This is a genomic window from Lewinella sp. IMCC34191 (assembly GCF_003390935.1).
Taxonomy (GTDB): Bacteria; Bacteroidota; Bacteroidia; order Chitinophagales; family Saprospiraceae; genus Neolewinella.
Genome location: NZ_QNQZ01000004.1, coordinates 72,179 through 90,511 on the forward strand (window position 1 = coordinate 72,179; position 18,333 = coordinate 90,511).

Annotated in this window: 15 protein-coding genes and 1 tRNA gene; 14 read left to right on the forward strand and 2 right to left on the reverse strand. The window is 56.8% G+C overall.

Annotated features, from left to right (window positions below):
* The gene (locus tag DRW39_RS09490) at positions 1–663 is read right to left on the reverse strand and encodes a sterol desaturase family protein (protein ID WP_116106804.1); all 663 of its coding nucleotides are present in this window, start codon (positions 661–663) and stop codon (positions 1–3) included.
* 44 nt (positions 664–707) lie between these two features.
* Positions 708–1,793 (reverse strand): PLP-dependent cysteine synthase family protein, encoded by a 1,086-nt coding sequence (locus DRW39_RS09495; protein ID WP_116106805.1) that lies wholly within the window; start codon positions 1,791–1,793, stop codon positions 708–710.
* Positions 1,794–1,910: 117 nt separating this feature from the next.
* Here DRW39_RS09495 and DRW39_RS09500 point away from each other — a divergent pair, with 117 nt between their 5' ends.
* The 14 genes from DRW39_RS09500 to DRW39_RS09565 all read left to right on the forward strand — a co-directional run bounded on the left by DRW39_RS09500 (position 1,911) and on the right by DRW39_RS09565 (position 18,268).
* Positions 1,911–2,345, forward strand: a complete 435-nt coding sequence (locus DRW39_RS09500) for an NUDIX domain-containing protein (RefSeq protein WP_116106806.1) — start codon at positions 1,911–1,913, stop codon at positions 2,343–2,345.
* A gap of 78 nt (positions 2,346–2,423) precedes the next feature.
* Positions 2,424–3,152 carry a RadC family protein gene (radC, locus tag DRW39_RS09505; protein ID WP_116106807.1) on the forward strand — a complete coding sequence of 243 codons (729 nt, stop codon included), beginning with the start codon at positions 2,424–2,426 and terminating at the stop codon, positions 3,150–3,152.
* Positions 3,153–3,223: 71 nt separating this feature from the next.
* Positions 3,224–3,784: an elongation factor P gene (gene efp, locus DRW39_RS09510; protein ID WP_116106808.1), complete on the forward strand. Its 561-nt coding sequence runs from the start codon at positions 3,224–3,226 to the stop codon at positions 3,782–3,784.
* A 17-nt stretch (positions 3,785–3,801) separates the two neighbouring features.
* Entirely contained in the window at positions 3,802–4,338 is a 537-nt protein-coding gene (gene accB / locus DRW39_RS09515; protein WP_116106809.1) for an acetyl-CoA carboxylase biotin carboxyl carrier protein, read from the forward strand.
* A 4-nt stretch (positions 4,339–4,342) separates the two neighbouring features.
* Positions 4,343–5,695, forward strand: coding sequence for an acetyl-CoA carboxylase biotin carboxylase subunit (gene accC, locus DRW39_RS09520; protein WP_116106810.1), 1,353 nt, complete (start codon positions 4,343–4,345; stop codon positions 5,693–5,695).
* Positions 5,696–6,283: 588 nt separating this feature from the next.
* On the forward strand, positions 6,284–7,369 hold the full coding sequence (gene corA / locus DRW39_RS09525; RefSeq protein WP_116106811.1) for a magnesium/cobalt transporter CorA: 1,086 nt from the start codon (positions 6,284–6,286) through the stop codon (positions 7,367–7,369).
* An 83-nt stretch (positions 7,370–7,452) separates the two neighbouring features.
* Entirely contained in the window at positions 7,453–8,382 is a 930-nt protein-coding gene (locus DRW39_RS09530; RefSeq protein WP_116106812.1) for a hypothetical protein, read from the forward strand.
* A 44-nt stretch (positions 8,383–8,426) separates the two neighbouring features.
* Positions 8,427–9,383, forward strand: coding sequence for an acetyl-CoA carboxylase carboxyltransferase subunit alpha (locus DRW39_RS09535; protein ID WP_116106813.1), 957 nt, complete (start codon positions 8,427–8,429; stop codon positions 9,381–9,383).
* A gap of 1 nt (position 9,384) precedes the next feature.
* Positions 9,385–9,918, forward strand: coding sequence for a DUF6913 domain-containing protein (locus tag DRW39_RS09540; RefSeq protein WP_116106814.1), 534 nt, complete (start codon positions 9,385–9,387; stop codon positions 9,916–9,918).
* Positions 9,911–10,816: a 4-hydroxy-tetrahydrodipicolinate synthase gene (gene dapA / locus DRW39_RS09545; RefSeq protein ID WP_116106815.1), complete on the forward strand. Its 906-nt coding sequence runs from the start codon at positions 9,911–9,913 to the stop codon at positions 10,814–10,816. The genes DRW39_RS09540 and dapA overlap by 8 nt, the downstream gene beginning before the upstream one ends.
* Before the next feature lie 22 nt (positions 10,817–10,838).
* The gene (locus tag DRW39_RS09550) at positions 10,839–13,370 is read left to right on the forward strand and encodes an AsmA-like C-terminal region-containing protein (RefSeq protein WP_116106816.1); all 2,532 of its coding nucleotides are present in this window, start codon (positions 10,839–10,841) and stop codon (positions 13,368–13,370) included.
* Positions 13,371–13,435: 65 nt separating this feature from the next.
* Positions 13,436–15,193, forward strand: a complete 1,758-nt coding sequence (locus DRW39_RS09555) for a gliding motility-associated C-terminal domain-containing protein (protein WP_116106817.1) — start codon at positions 13,436–13,438, stop codon at positions 15,191–15,193.
* A 141-nt stretch (positions 15,194–15,334) separates the two neighbouring features.
* Positions 15,335–15,405, forward strand: a tRNA-Cys gene (locus DRW39_RS09560).
* 373 nt (positions 15,406–15,778) lie between these two features.
* Complete coding sequence (locus DRW39_RS09565) at positions 15,779–18,268, forward strand: T9SS type A sorting domain-containing protein (protein ID WP_157976029.1); 2,490 nt, start codon at positions 15,779–15,781, stop codon at positions 18,266–18,268.
* The last annotated feature ends 65 nt before the right edge of the window (positions 18,269–18,333 follow it).

The following is an 18,333-nucleotide window of genomic DNA, read 5'->3' on the forward strand; positions in this document are numbered from 1 at the left end:
CTACCGGTGGATTTCCTTTGCCATCCGCCTGTCCTTTTCGGTGCGGGGAAGCGTGCCGAACACGTAATCCCAGAGGGGCTGGCTTACGCCGAAAAGCACTTCATCCTCACTGTAGTGATGAATGGAATGATTGACCCAGAGGGTACGCAGAAAGTTGCGGGGCGGTGCGTACATGTGCACGGTATAGTGCACCATGAGGTACAGGGCGTAACCCACTACAAATCCGGCCAGGTAGCTAAAGCTGTACTCTCCGAGTACGAGCTCGAAGAGGAACAGCAAGGCGGTGGCCAGCACGATCGCGACAATGGGCGGCATCGCCAGGCGACGCTTGTCCTTCGGGTAGTCGTGGTGCATGCCGTGCATCTTGTAGGTGGCCTGCCGGTAGGCTTCCGAAGCGCCGTGTGGAGGGTGGTAGATCCACCGGTGAACGGCATATTCGGTAAAGGTAAAACCCAGTATCCCGGCGAAGAAGAGACCGATAACCTGCAGGGGTGGAATTTCCGTGCTTATTTCCGTGTACCATAGCAATCCGATGGCATAGACTAGGAAGATGGCAATTGGGGTGGCAATGTGCGTCTGGGAAAGCCGGTTGAGAATTTTGTTTTCAAACATCGGCGGAGACACCTCCGCGTTAGACTTAAATTTTTGTGTCCGGGTTTTCATTGCAATACATTCGTCAGTTCACAGGTTTGGGCCGCACACGCGGCCTAGACTAAGTTCAGGCGCTGCTTGATCTTGCGACCGTACATGCGCTTGTAAACCCGATACATCCGCTGTAAGTGTTTCACGCTATAAGTAGCGGGCTCACCGTTTGGCTTGAGGTAACCTTGCTCCTGCATCCAGGCGTCGTTGAAAACCTTACCAAGGTATTTGCTTCCGTGATCGGGGAAGAGTACGACAACAGTATCCTCTGGGCTTAGTTGCTTCCGAATGGAAAAGACGGCTTCCAGCGCCGCTCCGCTGCTGTAGCCCAGCAGCAGGCCTTCCCGCTGCGCTAATTCGCGTACGCGCAGGGCGGCGGCGCGGTCGCCGACCTTGATGAACTCATCGATAAGATCGAAGGCCACGTTATCCGGGATAATCGTTTTCCCCAAACCTTCGACTTTCCAGCTAAAGATTTCATCGGGATCAAAAACCCCGGTTTGCCAGTATTTCTTCAGCACCGAACCGTAGGCATCGACACCCACGATTTTGACGTCTGGATTTTGCTCTTTCAGGTATCGCGCGGTGCCCGAAAGCGTTCCGCCGGTACCCGCGCAGCATACATAATGGGTGATCTTACCTTCCGTGTCCTTCCATATTTCAGGACCGGTACTGTGGTAGTGCGCACCGCTGTTGTCCAAATTCCAGTTTTGACGCAGGTAGATACTGTTGGGTATGGTGCCCGCCAGTTCCTCGGCACGACTGTAGTAGGACTCTGGATCTTCGGGGGCGGCATCCTTCGGGCACAGCACGATCTTCGCACCGAGTGCTTTGAGCAGCGCCTGCTTTTCGGGGCCGGCCTTATCCGTGAGCGTCAGAATACACTTATACCCCTTAATGGCGGCGATCATGGCGATACTGAAGCCGGTGTTCCCACTGGTTGCCTCGATGATGGTGGCTCCCGGCTGGATGCGACCCTTTCGTTCGGCCTGTTCGATCATGTAGAGCGCGGCGCGGTCCTTCGCGGACTGGCCCGGGTTCATGGATTCCATCTTGCCGTAGACGGTTGCGGGAATCCGGGCGCCACATATCCGGTCGAGCCGGATCAACGGCGTGTTACCGATGGCTTGTAGAACACTATCGTGGCGCATAGAATACAGGTTAATAACCAGGGGCGAAGTTAGTAGCTACGGCATTAACGCGGCGAGACTGCCCGTGGTTGGGTATATTCGCGCTCCCCCGTATTCGCCTGTTTTACATTCCTCGCCATGGCCAAGTTTAAAGTTTCGTTGAAGGCTCGCCTCATTCTCGAAGATCGGGGCCGCATCCTTCTCCTCAAACAGACCAAGCCAAACGGCGGTAATTACAGCCTTATCGGGGGTACCATCGAACGCCAGGAATACGCTCTGGAAAGTCTGATCCGGGAGAGCTTCGAAGAGGCCGGCATCGAACTCACTCCTACGGATCTGAGCCTGGTCCACGTACTGCACAAGCGGTACAAGAAGAAGGGGAAGAAACACCGCATCGTTCTGTATTTCCGGGCACACCATTACGAAGGGGAGCCGGAAAGCAAGGAGCTGAAAAAATTCGAGAACGTGGAATGGCATCCCTATAACAACTTACCCCCCAACCTGACCGGTACCGTACGGCACGTCCTGAATGAATACAGCCGGGGGAAGATCTATTCCGAAATGGAAAAATAGCTGGCTATCGGTTTTTGCTTTACTTTAGCTGACGTTGCACGATTTGCTTTCCCGGTGGCCCCTCTAACCCCACCGTTGATGTATTCTCCAAGTTCCGCTGTTTTAATGATCAGCGATCTCGCACCCGATGACCAGCCCCGCGAAAAGATGCTGGCTCGCGGCCCCCGCGCCCTTTCCGACACCGAGTTACTGGCCATTCTGCTGCGCAGCGGCCGGCCGGGCGTTTCGGCGCTGGACCTGGCACGTAGTTTACTTCGCCGCGCTAATCACGATCTGCACGACCTGGCCCGCATGGAACTGCAGGATCTGGTGCGAACGAAAGGCATCGGCGCTGCCAAGGCAACGCAGCTGGTGGCCGCTTTTGAATTAGGGCGACGGCGCGCAGGTAAAATGCCTCGCCAGCGAACGACACTGGATAACAGCGAGGCATGCTTTCACCACCTGCATCCTCTGCTCGGTGACCTGTCACATGAAGAATTTCACATCCTGTGCCTCAATCGCGCCAATCAGTTGTTAGGTACCCACCTGGTCAGCAACGGAGGTACTACGGGAACGGTAGCCGATGCAAAGAAAATTTTTCGCACCGCCCTGCAGCATGGCAGCGTGACCTCGCTGGTGCTGGCACACAATCACCCCAGCGGCCAGGCCCATCCGAGTACGGCGGACGTACGGCTGACCAGCAAACTTTGCCGGGCCGCCCGCAGTCTGGATCTACACATTCTGGACCACATCATCGTAGCCAACCATCGCTACTACAGTTTCGCGGATAATCAATTGTTGAGCGAAGAAAAGGGAAACGGGACTTAAAAGCTATCTTCGCGCTGCCTTAACCGATCCGGTCCCTTTGCTTACATTGGCCCGGCGAAAAACCGATTTACATGGCTTCAACCTCGGATATTAAGAACGGATTTACCTTCCGCCATAGCAACGACATTTACAGCGTCGTTGAATTTCAGCACGTTAAACCCGGCAAGGGTGCTGCTTTCGTGCGCACGAAAATCAAAAGCCTCAGTACGGGTCGCGTCCTGAGCGAAACCTTCCCCTCCGGCCACAAAGTGGAGGAAGTGCGGGTGGAGCGCCACAAAATGCAGTATCTGTACAAGGACGACATGGGCTTCCACTTCATGAACTCGGAAAGCTTCGAACAGGCCACCATTCCGGAGGCGCTTATCGAAAACCCCGGCTTCATGCGGGAGGGAGATACGGTTGAGGTCCTCTACAATACCGAAGACAATACCGCCCTTACGGTCGATCTGCCTCAGTACGTTGAGATGGAAGTGACCTACACCGAACCCGGTGTGAAGGGAGATACGGCTACGAATACCCTTAAACCGGCCACGGTAGAGACGGGCGCTGAAGTGCGGGTCCCCCTTTTCGTGAACACGGGTGACAAAATCAAGATAGATACTCGTAGTGGTTCCTACATGAGCCGTGTATAAACTTTAGAATGCCTTCCATGACGCTGAAAGAAATACAGGAACTGATCAAACTCGTCGCCAAGACCGAGTTATCCGAGTTCAAATACAAGAACGAGACGGTAAGTCTGCACATTCGCGGTAAATCCTACCGGGCGGCCACCGAGCAGGCCGCTCCCGCTCCCGCTGCTCCGTCCATTATTAGTGTGCCCGCTCCGACGATGGCACCCGGCATGGCGACCCAACCTGCTGCGGCACCAGCCCCCGCCCCCGCCTCCGGTGGGGAAAAGCAGTCGCCGTCGGAAGAGAAATCCGGTGACAGTACGGATGAATCGAAATTGGTGCCGATTAAGTCGCCGATGATCGGCACTTTCTACCGGTCTTCCTCCCCGGACAAGCCCGCCTACATCAAGGTTGGCGATCGCGTTTCCAAGGGAGACACGGTTTGCATTGTCGAAGCGATGAAGTTGTTTAATGAAATCGAATCAGAAATCAGTGGCAAAATCGTCAAGGTTCTCATCGAGGACGCTCAGCCCATTGAGTACGACCAGCCCCTGTTTTTGGTAGACCCTTCCTAGCTTTATGCCCAAAAAATTTAATAAGATACTGATTGCCAACCGTGGCGAAATCGCCCTGCGCATTATCCGCACCTGTCGGGAAATGGGCATCAAAACGGTGGCCATCTATTCCACGGCAGACCGGGAAAGTCTGCACGTTCGTTTTGCCGATGAAGCCGTTTGTATCGGCCCACCCTCCTCGGCCGATAGCTACCTGAGCATACCGAAGATCATGGCCGCGGTGGAAATCACCAATGCGGATGCCGTGCATCCCGGCTATGGTTTTCTGAGTGAAAACGCTGATTTCGCGGAAATTTGCCAGGATTACGGCATAAAGTTCATCGGCCCCAAGCCCGAGCAGATCCGCACGATGGGTGACAAGATCACCGCCAAGGATACCATGATCAAGGCCGGTGTACCCACCGTGCCAGGCGACGGTAGCCTGCTGAAGGGTGCGGAAGACGGTATACAGCGCGCTAAAAAGATGGGCTACCCGGTCATGATCAAGGCTACGGCCGGCGGTGGTGGTAAGGGCATGCGCATCGTTCGCAACGAGCAGGAATTCACCGAACTCTACGCCAGTGCGCAGAAGGAGGCGAAAGCCAGCTTCGGCAACGACGGCATTTACATGGAGAAGTACATTGTCGAGCCCCGCCACATCGAAATACAGGTGATCGGCGACCAGTACGGCACCGTGATTCACCTGAGCGAACGCGACTGTTCCGTCCAGCGGCGCCACCAGAAACTACTGGAAGAGTGTCCGAGTCCCTTTATGACCGACGACCTGCGCGAGCGTATGGGGCAGGCGGCGATCAAGGCCGGAGAAGCGATCGATTACGAGGGCGTGGGCACCGTGGAATTCCTGGTCGACAAAGACCGGAATTTCTACTTCATGGAAATGAATACCCGGATCCAGGTCGAACACCCCGTGACCGAGGAATCCATCGACCACGACCTGATCAAGGAACAGATCAAGGTGGCCTACGGAGAAAGGCTTTCGGGCAAAAATTACCTGCCGAAGGGCCACGTCATCGAGTGCCGGATTAACGCCGAGGACCCCTGGAACGGATTCCGCCCCAGCCCCGGCAAGATCAACAGCTTCCACAGTTCGAAGGGACACGGCGTACGCGTCGATACCCACGTTTATGCCGGATACACGGTTAGCCCCTACTACGACAGCATGATCGCCAAGCTGATCGTCCGGGCGCCAACGCGTGCCGAAGCGATCACGAAGATGGAACGTGCGCTTGACGAATTCATCGTGGAGGGCATCAAGACCACGGTTCCTTTCCACCAATGGCTGCTTCGGCAACAGGATTTCCGCGACGGCAACTTCGATACCGGCTGGCTCGGCCAGCAGGAGCTACCGGAGAAATAGCCTCCTCTCCTGGATTGGCTTACCAATATTACCACGCCGGAAGGTGATGCGATCACCGCTTGTTGATGGTTGGATGGTGCATTACCGTAGTTGTACAGAATAAGGTTTAACCAACATTTTGTTGTTTAATAGTAAGTGCGTAACTTAGTATTAACCTGCCGTGGCTGCCTTGCCTTGCCCGATGTCACGAAAGGCCGTTGCTTCACACCATCATAGACAATACCGCACCGCCATCTGGTACCGGACCGACCGTGCGTATTCGTTATTTCTCCCCCTGATCCTTTCCACCCCATGGAAAGGCGGCAACCGTAGTGGGCGGTGGTCGGGTATCATGGAGGGAGCTGTGCGGCGGCGGCCTGGGTGGGACTCCCACCCACTTTTGCCCCTCCCCTGCCCCCGCCCCCCATACCTTGCATCGGGCAACCTTATAGGCTCCACACCCCATCCGCACTCCGCACCCCGCACCCCGCACCTCATACCCCCGCACCCCAGCTACTCCTTACCTACGAACCAGGTGTCACGGAGACTGACGTACATTGACTCCCCCGAACTACCTTACACCTGCGCTCCGGCGCCAAAAAACTTCTTATGCGCATCTCCAGCCTGCTCAGATCGAAGGAAGAAAAGGCCATTTTCCCTCGCCGGAAGGCCGGCGCGCCTCCCGGCACGATGGTGTACACCGGCCAGCGGCAGACGGAGGACGTGCACATGCACCTCACCCAGTACCACGGCAACTTCTTCGATGTACAGACCGCCGAAGACGCCATTCCCGTTCCGAAAACGGAGCAGGCAACGCTCTGGTATGACATGCGGGGCCTGCACGACGTGGAACTGGTCGAACGGCTCGGAAAGGAACACGGCATGCATCCCCTGGGGCTCGAGGACGTCGTAGACGTGCAGCAGCGCCCCAAGATGGAAGTATTCGAGGATGGGGTGCTGATCGTGATCAAAGCCTTTGCCTTCGAGCCCACCACCCGCGATCTGAGCATCGAACAGGTAAGTATTTACCTCACGGAAGGAACGGTCCTGACCTTTCAGGAAGATACCGGCGACCTTTTCAAAAGCGTGCGGAAGCGGCTCGAAACCGCTAGCGGGCGCATCCGGAGTCGCGGGGCGGACTACCTGGCGTACGCACTCGTGGACAACATAGTGGACAAGTACTTCACCGTCATCGATCAGATCGAGGGGGAGCTGGATAAACTGGAGGACATCATCATGCGGTCGCCGGAGATGTCGACCAAGTCCAAGATCCACGATCTGCGCCTGGCATTGCTGACGCTGCGGAAGAGCATCAGCCCGCTGCGGGAACTCATGAATCGCTTCAGCGACACGGAGAGTAAGTTGATCTCGGCAGATACCCAGGTCTACGTAGCCGACCTGCGCGATCACGTTATCCAGATCACGGATCTGGTGGAAACCTACCGCGACGTAACCAACGGCCTGTACGACCTCTACGTCAGCGAAATCAGCTTTCGCATGAACAGCGTGATGCAAACGCTGACGATCGTTTCGACGATTTTCATCCCCCTCAGCTTTCTGGTCGGGGTATACGGGATGAACTGGCAATACATGCCGGAACTCACTACCCGCTATGGTTATTTCGTCCTCTGGGGGGTCATGATAACCGTCATCCTGGGGATGCTGGGCTGGTTCCGGAGCCGACACTGGATTTAGGCAAGGGTTGGCGCATTAACCCCGTCCTGCCGGAGAACCGGAAATATGATTGTAAATTTGCGCTTTCAACAGGCGCTGCCCACATGAATAAACGTACGCTCACCATAATTGCCATCCTGCTTGCCCTACTTTTCGCCGGTGCCCTCATTTGGGGGTTCACCACGAAAAGCAAACTGGAGGCTAACTACACGGAAAAATCGGCCGAAGCAGACCAACTAGCGGTCCTCCGCGATAATCTGATGCAGTCGGTAGACAGCCTGGAGACGGCTTTCTCCCAGGTCAGCGACGAAAATGCCGAACTACAGGGAGAACTAACCGAAGCCCAGGAAACCGCCAAGCGTGCGCTCTACGATATGCGGCAGGCGCAGCGCTCCCGGGAAAACGACAATAACGTCGCCTACCAGATGCGCCTGCAGATCGAGGATCTGATCAACGTACGTACGATGCTGGAAACCAGTATCACCGAACTCGAAGAAGAGAATCAAAGCCTGCGCGAGAGCAACGTTACCCTGCGCCGGGACCTATCCACCGCCAAGACCGAGGTGTATGAAGCGACCAAGGAAAACGAAAACCTGAACCGCATGAACGCCAGTATGGAAGCGGACCTGGAACGCATGACCCTCGGTGCCTTCCGCGCTACGGCCATGCAGGTGGACCTGCTGCGTAAGAACGGTTCGGCAACCGCCAACGCCAACCGGGCCCGCCGGATATCGGTCAGCTTCGATCTGACCAATGTGCCCGAGGACTTCCTGGGTGTACGGCCCATCTTCCTGGTATTGACCGACGAATCCGCCACCCCGGTCATCAGCGAAAACCCGGTTCAGACGAAGGTCATCGTCAATGGCGCTGAGAAGGACATCATCGCCCTCGAGGGCCGAGACGTTAACGTGGAACGCAACCAACGTCTGACCTTCACCCACGAACTAGACGACAAACTGGAGGAAGGCTTCTACCGCGCCGAAATTTACACGGACATCGGACTTCTGGGCTCGGCCAAGGTTCAATTGCGCTAGCACCCCGCACCCCGTATCAAGTCCTAGCCAACAAAACACCCTAAATGGTATTTCTGGAATTTGAAAAGCCCCTCGAGAAGCTCTACGAACAGCTGGAAAAGGTAAAGGACGTAGGCGAAGACGGGGTGGTCGACATGCAGGCTACCATCGACGAGCTGGAAGGTCGGATCAAGCAAACCCGACGCGATATCTACAGCAACCTGACGGGTTGGCAGCGCGTACAGCTAAGCCGGCATCCGGAACGTCCCTATACCCTTTTCTACATCGAGCAGATGTGCCGAAAGTTTGTCGAGCTTCACGGCGATCGGTATTACGGAGACGACAAGGCCGTCGTTGGCGGTATCGGAAGCCTGGACGGACAAACCGTCGTCATCATTGGCCACCAGAAGGGAGTCAATACCAAGATGCGCCAGTACCGCAACTTCGGAATGGCCAATCCGGAAGGCTACCGCAAGGCCCTTCGGCTAATGAAAATGGCCGAGCGCTTCGGCTTCCCGGTCATTTCCCTGATCGACACCCCGGGCGCCTACCCCGGCATCGAAGCCGAGGAACGCGGACAGGCCGAGGCCATCGCGCGGAATCTTTTCGAGATGGCGCAACTGCGCGTACCCATCGTGTGCGCGGTCATCGGAGAAGGAGCCAGTGGAGGGGCCATAGGCATCGGGCTAGGCGACCACGTCATGATGCTCGAAAACACCTGGTACTCGGTCATCTCCCCCGAAAGTTGTAGCAGTATCCTGTGGCGCAGCTGGGACTATAAAGAAAAGGCCGCCGACGCCCTGAAGCTGACCGCCGAGGATATGAAGGGATTCGGCATCGTCGACGAAATCGTCAAGGAACCCCAGGGTGGCGCCCACAATGCCCCCGAAGAGATGGCTAAGACCCTCAAGCGTCAGCTCAAAAAGGCCATCGCGGCCATACAGGAAAAGTCGGTCGACCAAATGGTCGAAGACCGCATCGATAAGTACGTTCGTATCGGACAGGTCACCCACGCCAGTTGATATGGCTCCCCTGGAAGAAATAAAATCCCGGCTCTTTGCCCGCCGGCTGCGACAGGAACGGGAAAAAACCGCCACCCAGGCTCCTTCCGGCGAGCCCGTCCAGTTGCGTACGGCCCAGCGGATCGTTATCCTGTTTCCGGCCGATAACGCAGAAGACCGCAAGTTCCTGGAAAGCTGGAAGCCTCCGGGGGAAGCAGGGCGGCGGGTAACGCTGATTGGCTACTTCGACCACGAGGTCGGCGCCACCAGCTTCTCCTTCAAGGCCGTCACCGTGGAAAATCTGAACTGGTACGGGGTTCCCGAAGGACCGACCGTCGACGACCTGCGGCAAAGCAAACCCGACCTACTTATCCGCCTGGGGCCCCCACGGCACGCCATCCTGGACTACCTCGCCGCCGTAACACCGGCGGGCCTCCGTGTAGGACCCGATACCGAGCCCGATAACTTCTACCACATCCGCTTCTTCCCCGTAGCCGACGATCTGCGCGCGCAGATGGCCATGATCGAAAAAACTTTCACGTTCACCAATGAATGATGCCTCCCCTCTTTTCAGCGGTACCGGCGTTGCACTCATCACTCCCTTCAAAGCCGACAAATCCATCGACTACCCCGCCCTCGGTCGGGTGATCGATTACGTCATTGCGGGAGGCGTTGAATACCTGGTTTGCCTCGGCACGACGGGCGAAGCGATCACCCTGAGCACCCAGGAGTGCCGTGAGGTACTCGACTTCACCCTGCGGCACGTCGACGAACGCGTCCCGGTCGTGGCCGGGTTTTTCGGCGGTAACTACACCGAAAAACTGGCCAACTTCATCGCCGGCTATAACTTCGACGGCGTGGCGGGCATCATGTCCAGCAGCCCCGCCTACAGCAAGCCGCCGCAGGAAGGCATCTACCAGCACTTCATGCAGGTAGCGGAAGTGGCTCCCCGCCCCCTCATTATCTATAATGTTCCGGGACGAACCAGCAGCAACGTACTCCCCGAAACCATCCTGCGCCTGGCGGAGGCGAGCGATCGTTTTGCCGCCGTCAAGGAGGCCAGTGGTATCCTTAGCCAGGCCACCGAAATCCTCCGCCACCGCCCCGACCACTTCGGCGTACTTTCCGGCGACGACCCCCTGACCACGGCCATGATTGCCCTGGGTGGCCACGGGGGCATTAGCGTCATTGCCAATGCCCTGCCCGACCACTTCAGCCGGATGGTCCGGGCCGCCCTCGACAACGATGTCGCTACGGCCCGACAACTGCATTTCGACACGCTGGACGTACACCCCCTACTCTACTGCGAGGGCAATCCGGTGGGCATTAAAGCCGCCGTATCCGCCCTGGGGCTCTGCGAAAATTACCTCCGGGTACCGCTGGTTCCGCTGAGTTCGGCCAATGAAGCACGCCTGCGGGACGTTCTAGCCGCAGTGCCCGGCCTCCACGTGTGATGCCCGGGGTCATCCCGACGCTATGCGCATTCTCCGAAATTTCGTCCTTACCGTCCTCGGCCTGCTGCTGCTCCTCTTCGTAGCTGTCCAACTTTTCGGTGATCCCATCGCCGCCCGGGTAGTGGCCTCCCTCAACGAACGCTTCCCCACGAAGATCGAAGTGGATGAATACGATCTGAGCCTCCTGCGTTCCTTCCCCCACCTGTCGGTCGATCTCCACGGCGTAAACGTGCAGGGAAGCGACGGCCATCCGCTGCTTCAGGCCGATCGCGTGGGCTGCTTGCTGGACCTCGGCAGCCTTTTCGGCAAGACCAGGATAAAGGGATTCCGGGTGGACCGGGGCAATCTATGGCTGCTTACGGATGTCGATGGCAACACCAATTATCAGGTAGCCGGCTATACGCCGGTAGGTGATGCGGGCGGCGGCGGCGCAGGTAAGATGTCCGTCAGTTTCGCCGTCGAGCAAGCCCATTTCAACGAGGTTCATTTTCAGTATGACGACCGGCAGCTGCGTACCCAAGCATCGGTGTTCGTCGAAACCGGGCGGCTCACCGGAGACTTTAGCGCGGAGCAGTACACCCTGAATACGGATGCCTCCCTGCGCGTGGAGCAGGTAGATCTGGACGGTACCCGCTACGTGGGGCGGGAGTCGCTGGAGCTGTCCGGTCAGACCACGATCGATAACCTGCGGGGCTCGTATACCTTCTCGCCGCTACGGCTCAGCGTGCGGGATCTCGAAGTCTCGGCTACGGGCAGCCTGACTCCCACGGAGGCGGGACTGTCCTGCGACCTCCGCTTAAGCAGTGCCACGGGAAGCCTGGAAGACGTAGTGGCGCTCTTGCCGGCCACCGTGACGGGCACAATAGCCGAATGGGATACTGAGGGTGACCTCAGTCTGGCCGCTACCATTACCGGTAACTGGACACAGACCGACTATCCGCGCATCGACGGGGAACTGGGCTTCTCCGACGGTCGTATCGGCAGCCCCCGTATCAATCTGGGCGCCCGGGACATTGAGCTACGGGCCACCTTTGCTTATCTGGACGGGCCGCGTGGCGGCGTGCAGACCTTCGCGGTTGACGAATTCTCGGGCACGTTCCGCGGCGAGCCTTTCCGTATGCGCTTTAGCCTGGAAGACCTAAAAGATCCGGTGATCGATTTTTCCGCGGATGGCAGCCTGCCCCTCGCTACCCTTCCGGCCTTCCTTCCCGACGATCGGGCTATGGAGTCCGACGGAATGATCTATTTCACCAACCTCCGTTTGAAAGGGCGCTACGCGGATATGATCGAAGCCCGGCGCATGGGTCGGGTATCGTCGGTAGGGATCGTACAAGTGGAAGATGGCAAATTCGTTGTTAATGACCGACAGCTTAACCTGCCAACCGGGGTGCTCAAGCTCTCCGACAATCGGCTGAAGGTGGAAAACCTCCGGGTAGTGGCCGAGAGCAGCGATTTTGTACTCAACGGCGAGACCACCAACTACCTGCCGGTCCTGCTGGCTGACAGTCTCAACTCAAAGGATGCATCCCTAAAATTCGTGGGCAGCATGCAGGGCGACAAGCTCAGCATCGATGACATGCTGGCCCTTTTCACGAGTAGTGAAGCCGACCAGGCGGCGGCGGACGAAGGAGAAAGTCGGGATAGCCTGACCCGCCGGGACATCGCCCGACGCGCCCGAATTACCGACCTCCTCGATGGCAGCTTCGAAGCGGCGATTAGGAGTTGGCAGTGGGACCGGATGGAGGGGCAGGACTTTCGGGGGCAACTGGAGTTCTACCGTGGCCAGCTTGAAATACGAGGAATTACCGACGCGATGGATGGGCAATTCCGGGTGGATGCCTCCACCTTCTTCCGGGAAACTACCCACAGCAAGGTTCGGCTTTCGGCCAGCGATATCGATGCGCCGACCTTCTTCTATCAGTTGGAAGACTTCGAGCAGGAGGTACTGACGGCGGACAATATCCAGGGACGAATGAACGCCAATCTACTCCTCGACCTCTACTACGACGAACTGGGTAATTTTGATTACGAGCGCTTCACTGCCCTGGCTGCACTGGAGATCGGGGACGGAGAACTTCGCGACTTTGAACTGTTGGAGAACTTTGCCTTCGCACTGAAGTCCGGCGACCTCGAGCGAGTGCGTTTTACCCGGCTGTCCAACTACTTCGAGATCAAGGACCGGACGATCTACATCCCGGCGATGTTCATACAGAGCAGCGCCATCAACCTGACACTGAGTGGCAGTCACACCTTCGACCAATACCTGGAGTACTATATACGCGTGAATGCGGGTCAGGTGGTAGCTAACAAGATCGCCCGGCACGATCGCAGCCTCGACCCGCTACCCGCCCGCAACGGCTTTTTTAATCTCTACTACACCATCGAAGGCCCGCTGGATAGCTACCGGGTGGAAACCGATAAACAGGCCGTCAAGGCCGACTTCCGGCGCAGTGAATACCGGCGCAACCGCATCCGCAGCCGCCTGGCAGCGGCATTTGACCGACCAATAATGCTGCTGGACGACAACGAAGGCGAGAATGATGCCGGGGAGTAAATAGGATATAACACATCGGCCACATAGCGCGTTTACGGGCTACTATGAACTGACACATTCCGCCCTTGCGCTTCTTTCTCCTATTCCTTCTATCCGGCATGGCCTGTACCCTGTACGCCCAGGTGCCTTCCCCCGACTTTTTGTGTACCCGATCGGAAGCCGGTCAGGAAATCCTGACGTGGTCCAATGTCAATGTGCCAGCCTGTGGGGGATATGTATCGACCGACATCTACAGGTCAATCGACCAAAACGGCCCCTACAATCTACTCGTCTCCCTGGCGGATTCCACCCTCACGGAATACAGTGATAGCAATCCCGGGGGGGAGCAGCTTTTCTACTATCTGACGTATACCTACGATTGTGGATCAAGCGTGCAGGGCAGCGATACCCTGGACAACTTCATTCCAGCGACACCCGTGATCAGGTTTATCAGTGCGGAGGAAGACGAGGTCATCCTCTACTGGGAACGGTCCACATCCCCGGAGGTCAATCGGTATGTCATCGTCGATGCCTCTACGGGCACCTCCGTCCCCCTGGACACCCTGGGTGACGTGACCAGCTACCGGTTTCCCCTGGCCGATAGTTTACGGCGATCGGCAGCTTACCGCGTCGTCGCGCTGGACGCCTGTGGCAACGATAGTCCGCTGAGTGAAACGCGCTCCGTGTTTTCCCTGCAAGCCGAGGGAGGAACTGGATGTATACAAGATGTGCAGTTATTTCCCGTCCTGGACGGCCCTGCCACCCCGTTTATGTCCAATCCTGACGGCAGTATTCTTACCGCAAACGACACGGTGAGGCTATACACCGGGGCTCCCGGGGAACCCCTGACGCTCTACTCAACCATTATGGCTGCTGGCGCGGACCCATTGTTTACCTACCCCGAAACAAACGACGGGGAGGAAATCTGTTTTGCCGTTGAGTTGAGTTTTGCCGGTGACAGTATCCGCCAGCGTAGCGATACGGCGTGCTTTCAGTTTTTCCTGGAGCAGGCCGTGCGCAATTTTGATCTGTACGGCGTAGAGATCCAGGACAACGGCGAGTTGCGGTTTGGTTACCAGGATGATGTCGTACAGGCAGACGCCTATTCGGTCGCGCTTGAAGTGGCTGGGCCAGCCGATACAGCTTTCTTTAGCCCCGGCGCGGCGCTGTTTCCGGGCGGGGAACTTCTTACGGATGGCGGGGTGTCGGCAACCCGGGGTGACTCCCTGCGCTTCGTGCTCACCGATAGCTGTGGTCGGATAGCCACTACCAATTATGCTAGCCCCGTTTGGCTGGACGTACAAAGTGGTGCCGATGGCGAAGCGACTTTAAACTGGACGGCACCGCAGGATCTTCCGGGAGACCTTTATTACACGATTATCCGGATTAACGACGATTCGACTAATACGGAGCTGCTGGATGGGATTCCAAACCTGAGCTACACCGATACTGATCCCGGCCCGGGCCAGCTTTGCTACCGGGTAAGGGCGAATTACACGCCACCCGGGGCGGATACGACCTACGCCTTTCTGTCCGATATTCAGTGCGTGGTGGAGGAGGTCGAAATCTATTTCCCTAATGTGTTCTCTCCCGGTGCCGTGCAGGACGTCAACCGCGAGTTCCGTCCGTTCTTTAATTCCATTCTGGGGCTGGAAGCCTATCATCTCCGGGTGTTCGACCGGTGGGGGGCATTGGTTTTCGAATCGGAGGATCCGAACCTCGGCTGGGACGGGACGATCGATGGCCGGGGCGTACCGATGGGGACTTACGTTTACAACTTGCAGTATACGCCGCTAGGCAGGTACGCGCAACAGCTTACGGGTGCGGTTCACCTGATCCGCTAGGTGTCGCGGCGTGCTACCGTTGAAACACTTCCCCTAGTCGGGAAACATAAGCGACCTTCCCGGCGTTGTCCCCCACGTACGACAAAAACAGCTGACAAAGTTTGGTGGGCCCGCTGCGCGCACCTACTTTTGCAGCCCCCTGGTTGGGTGGCCGAGTGGCTAGGCAAAGGTCTGCAAAACCTTGTACGGCGGTTCGAATCCGCTCCCAACCTCTTCAAAAACCGCGTTCGGCTTTGCCGGATGCGGTTTTGTCATTTGGGGACTCCCTATGTTAATCTGCAAAAAAGGAGCCAGGCATAATTCTATTTTTAGGTAGTAGCGTTTTGCATTATAATATGTGGGGCCTAATTTGGGTGCGACTTCGCTAAACCTCCCACTATGAACACTTTCCACCGTACGGCTATGGCCGCCTTATTGCTGTGCACGGCATTGTCGTCCACCCTAAACGGTCAGCTTAAACAACATCCTCGCGAAGCGCGGGCTCTTGTCCCGATAGCCGAGGCCGCTTTAACACCGCCTGGCAGCATCGACCGAGTAACGCCTGCTTCACTGCAAGCGAACTGTGCCGACAATTTGCCCCCGACCGTGGAACTTATTCCCGATGAAGGTTTTCCAAGCAGCTTCTTTCGTGTCGATGCTTACGCCAGTGACCCGGACGGAGTGGTTGAAGCCTATTTCTACGACCCTCCGGCCTTCGGTGCGGAAGCGGAGCTGGGAGGGCCGGCCGAATTGCCGCTCAACGAGCCGGGAGAAATTCTCGTTCGGGTGCGAGTCTTGGACGATTGCGGGGCAGAGGGAGCGGACAGTGCCATCTTCCGCATTATTCCACCCGTTCCATCTTCCAATCGCTCCGTATTCCGCCTGGAAGGGGAATGCGCCGCACGGGGCGATTACTGGAAATCCGTATCAGACTATACTGCTTTCAGAGAGGCGTATGCCCAGGGCGGTTCGGCTAGCTCTCGCGAAAACTCACCAGCGGACTTACCGGAAAACCGGCTGAGTTTTCAAATACCCAACGTCTCCGCGGACGATGCTGGAAATTACTACTTGTTTGGATCGTTTCCGGGTCCCCGATCCGATGACCAGTGTATCTGGGTGCGGATCAACGGTAGCCAATGGAACAAGTGGGATATTATAAATCCTGAGAAATCGAACTATCCAAATTCCTTTACCCTAGAAGAGGGAGCAAATGAAGTGGAATTTGCCTATTGCAGCCCAAACCTGGGGGTAGACCGCCTGGTGCTTAGTCCGGACACCCGGATCGACCTGGCCGCGGATTCCGACCCCTACAGCCCGGGGCAAATGCTGGTGGACTTAAACTGTCCGGACCCGAATGCCCTCCCCGATTACTGGATAGAGGGAGAATGTGCTATGCTACCCGACACCTGGGCCATCCAATCCAATTCAAGTGCATCGAATTTGACCTACGCCTATATGCCGAAAGGATACTTCTACCAGAATCCACCGCCAGGATTCGCTCGTTTCACGCTGGAGGACGTTCAGGCCGGTACGTATTTCTTGCAGGCGCGTATTCGCTCTACCAACGGAAAGGATGACAGCTTTTACGTACGCATCAACGGCGGCGAGTGGTATTCCTGGGACCGGGGCATCAACCGCGGGGAGGGATTCGCGTGGAATTTGCTTCCCGGCGGTGGCGTATACCTACAGGATGGTCTGAATACCATAGATTTCGCCGGACGCGAATCGAATACGGAACTGGACAAGATATTCGTGAGCGGCAGCAATGAGCTCGTTGCCGGAATCGGATTGGTACCGGAGCGCTGTTCTTACGTCAGTACGCTCAATCCGCTATTTCTGGAAGCGGAGTGTGCCGATTATGGGGAAGCGTGGCAGCTGAGGGCGGATACGGCGGCCGCCTTTGGGGGCTATTTGACGACGCCAAAAGGTGACAGAATGGATTCTCCCCCGACGGAAGAGTGGCTAGACCAGATCGAATTCGAATTCGACGTGCCATCATACAATAGGTATACCCCCATATATCTATACGCCCGGACCAAAGCGCCAACGGTAGATGCCAACTCCTTCTGGGTGCGGTTCAACGACGGAGAGTGGGTAGCCTGGACATCAATAGCAACCGGCCAGGACTGGCGGTGGAATCGATTCCCCATGGTGTATACCAGCGTGAAGACGGGAACAAACACCGTAACGTTTGCCGTACGCGAAAGCGGTACGCAACTGGACCAAATTTTCCTCAACGGTACGGACGAGTTAGTCGAATATTCGCCGTACCTCGGTCAAAATTGTAACCGGGCCTCTTCCGGGGCAGTGGCCACCGAAGCGGAATGCATAGGTGGGATAAACAGTACGAATTGGGTTCCCCAAGTAAGTGACCTTGCCTCCGGAGAGAGCTACATCACCTATTCAGGTGGTCCCCACTTTGGCAGGCCCCTAAAGGAGGGGGAACCGGAAACCCTGTACTTTACCCCCTCTTTAAGGAGGAATACCGGTACGTATCGCATGTACTTACGCATCAACGCACCAAGTGAAGAGAAAAATTCGCTCTGGATCCGGGCGAGTATCGCCGGCGGATGGAAAGTCTTCGAACAAGAAGCCGATGGTACGCCGCTGCTCACGGACGGTTTCGAGTGGCGGGAACTTATCCTGGACGGGGAAAGCGTACCCGCATTCGGCGGCAGTTCTTTCCGACTGGAAATAGTGAACCGGGAGCCAGGCATCCAGATTGACAAGATCGCTGCGGTAAATAGTGGATCGATAACGGCATTCGGCCCTTTCGCGGAACCCTGTTCCCCTATTCTCAACCGTGATCTTCGACCCATCGAGCTTACACCGGCACCGGCGGCAATGGTGTACAGCGAGATTTATCCTAACCCGGTAGTCGGCCGGCTTTCCTACACCCTGCAAAGTGCTTACCGGGGTAATACCATCGTCAGAATTTACGATTCCACCGGCAAAAACATGCTGACTTCCCGATTGGATAAACAGTCAGCTACGCTCGTATCGGAGCTGGATGTCGCGTTGTTTCCTGCCGGAATATATCGCATCCAATTCGTCGAGGGCAGCCGGCAGTCGGTTCGCACCTTTATTAAGCTGTAGCAAGCCCGCAACCATGAAATATAGGTGAATTTACACGCTATGCTTTCGCATCTTTTCCGTATCTT

What these genes read in the sequence shown, in the direction of transcription:
- DRW39_RS09490 (WP_116106804.1), bottom strand. Translation starts at nt 663, where the DNA reads ATGAAAACCCGGACACAAAAATTTAAGTCTAACGCGGAGGTGTCTCCG.
- DRW39_RS09495 (WP_116106805.1), bottom strand. Translation starts at nt 1,793, where the DNA reads ATGCGCCACGATAGTGTTCTACAAGCCATCGGTAACACGCCGTTGATC.
- DRW39_RS09500 (WP_116106806.1), top strand. Translation starts at nt 1,911, where the DNA reads ATGGCCAAGTTTAAAGTTTCGTTGAAGGCTCGCCTCATTCTCGAAGAT.
- radC (WP_116106807.1), top strand. Translation starts at nt 2,424, where the DNA reads ATGTATTCTCCAAGTTCCGCTGTTTTAATGATCAGCGATCTCGCACCC.
- efp (WP_116106808.1), top strand. Translation starts at nt 3,224, where the DNA reads ATGGCTTCAACCTCGGATATTAAGAACGGATTTACCTTCCGCCATAGC.
- accB (WP_116106809.1), top strand. Translation starts at nt 3,802, where the DNA reads ATGACGCTGAAAGAAATACAGGAACTGATCAAACTCGTCGCCAAGACC.
- accC (WP_116106810.1), top strand. Translation starts at nt 4,343, where the DNA reads ATGCCCAAAAAATTTAATAAGATACTGATTGCCAACCGTGGCGAAATC.
- corA (WP_116106811.1), top strand. Translation starts at nt 6,284, where the DNA reads ATGCGCATCTCCAGCCTGCTCAGATCGAAGGAAGAAAAGGCCATTTTC.
- DRW39_RS09530 (WP_116106812.1), top strand. Translation starts at nt 7,453, where the DNA reads ATGAATAAACGTACGCTCACCATAATTGCCATCCTGCTTGCCCTACTT.
- DRW39_RS09535 (WP_116106813.1), top strand. Translation starts at nt 8,427, where the DNA reads ATGGTATTTCTGGAATTTGAAAAGCCCCTCGAGAAGCTCTACGAACAG.
- DRW39_RS09540 (WP_116106814.1), top strand. Translation starts at nt 9,385, where the DNA reads ATGGCTCCCCTGGAAGAAATAAAATCCCGGCTCTTTGCCCGCCGGCTG.
- dapA (WP_116106815.1), top strand. Translation starts at nt 9,911, where the DNA reads ATGAATGATGCCTCCCCTCTTTTCAGCGGTACCGGCGTTGCACTCATC.
- DRW39_RS09550 (WP_116106816.1), top strand. Translation starts at nt 10,839, where the DNA reads ATGCGCATTCTCCGAAATTTCGTCCTTACCGTCCTCGGCCTGCTGCTG.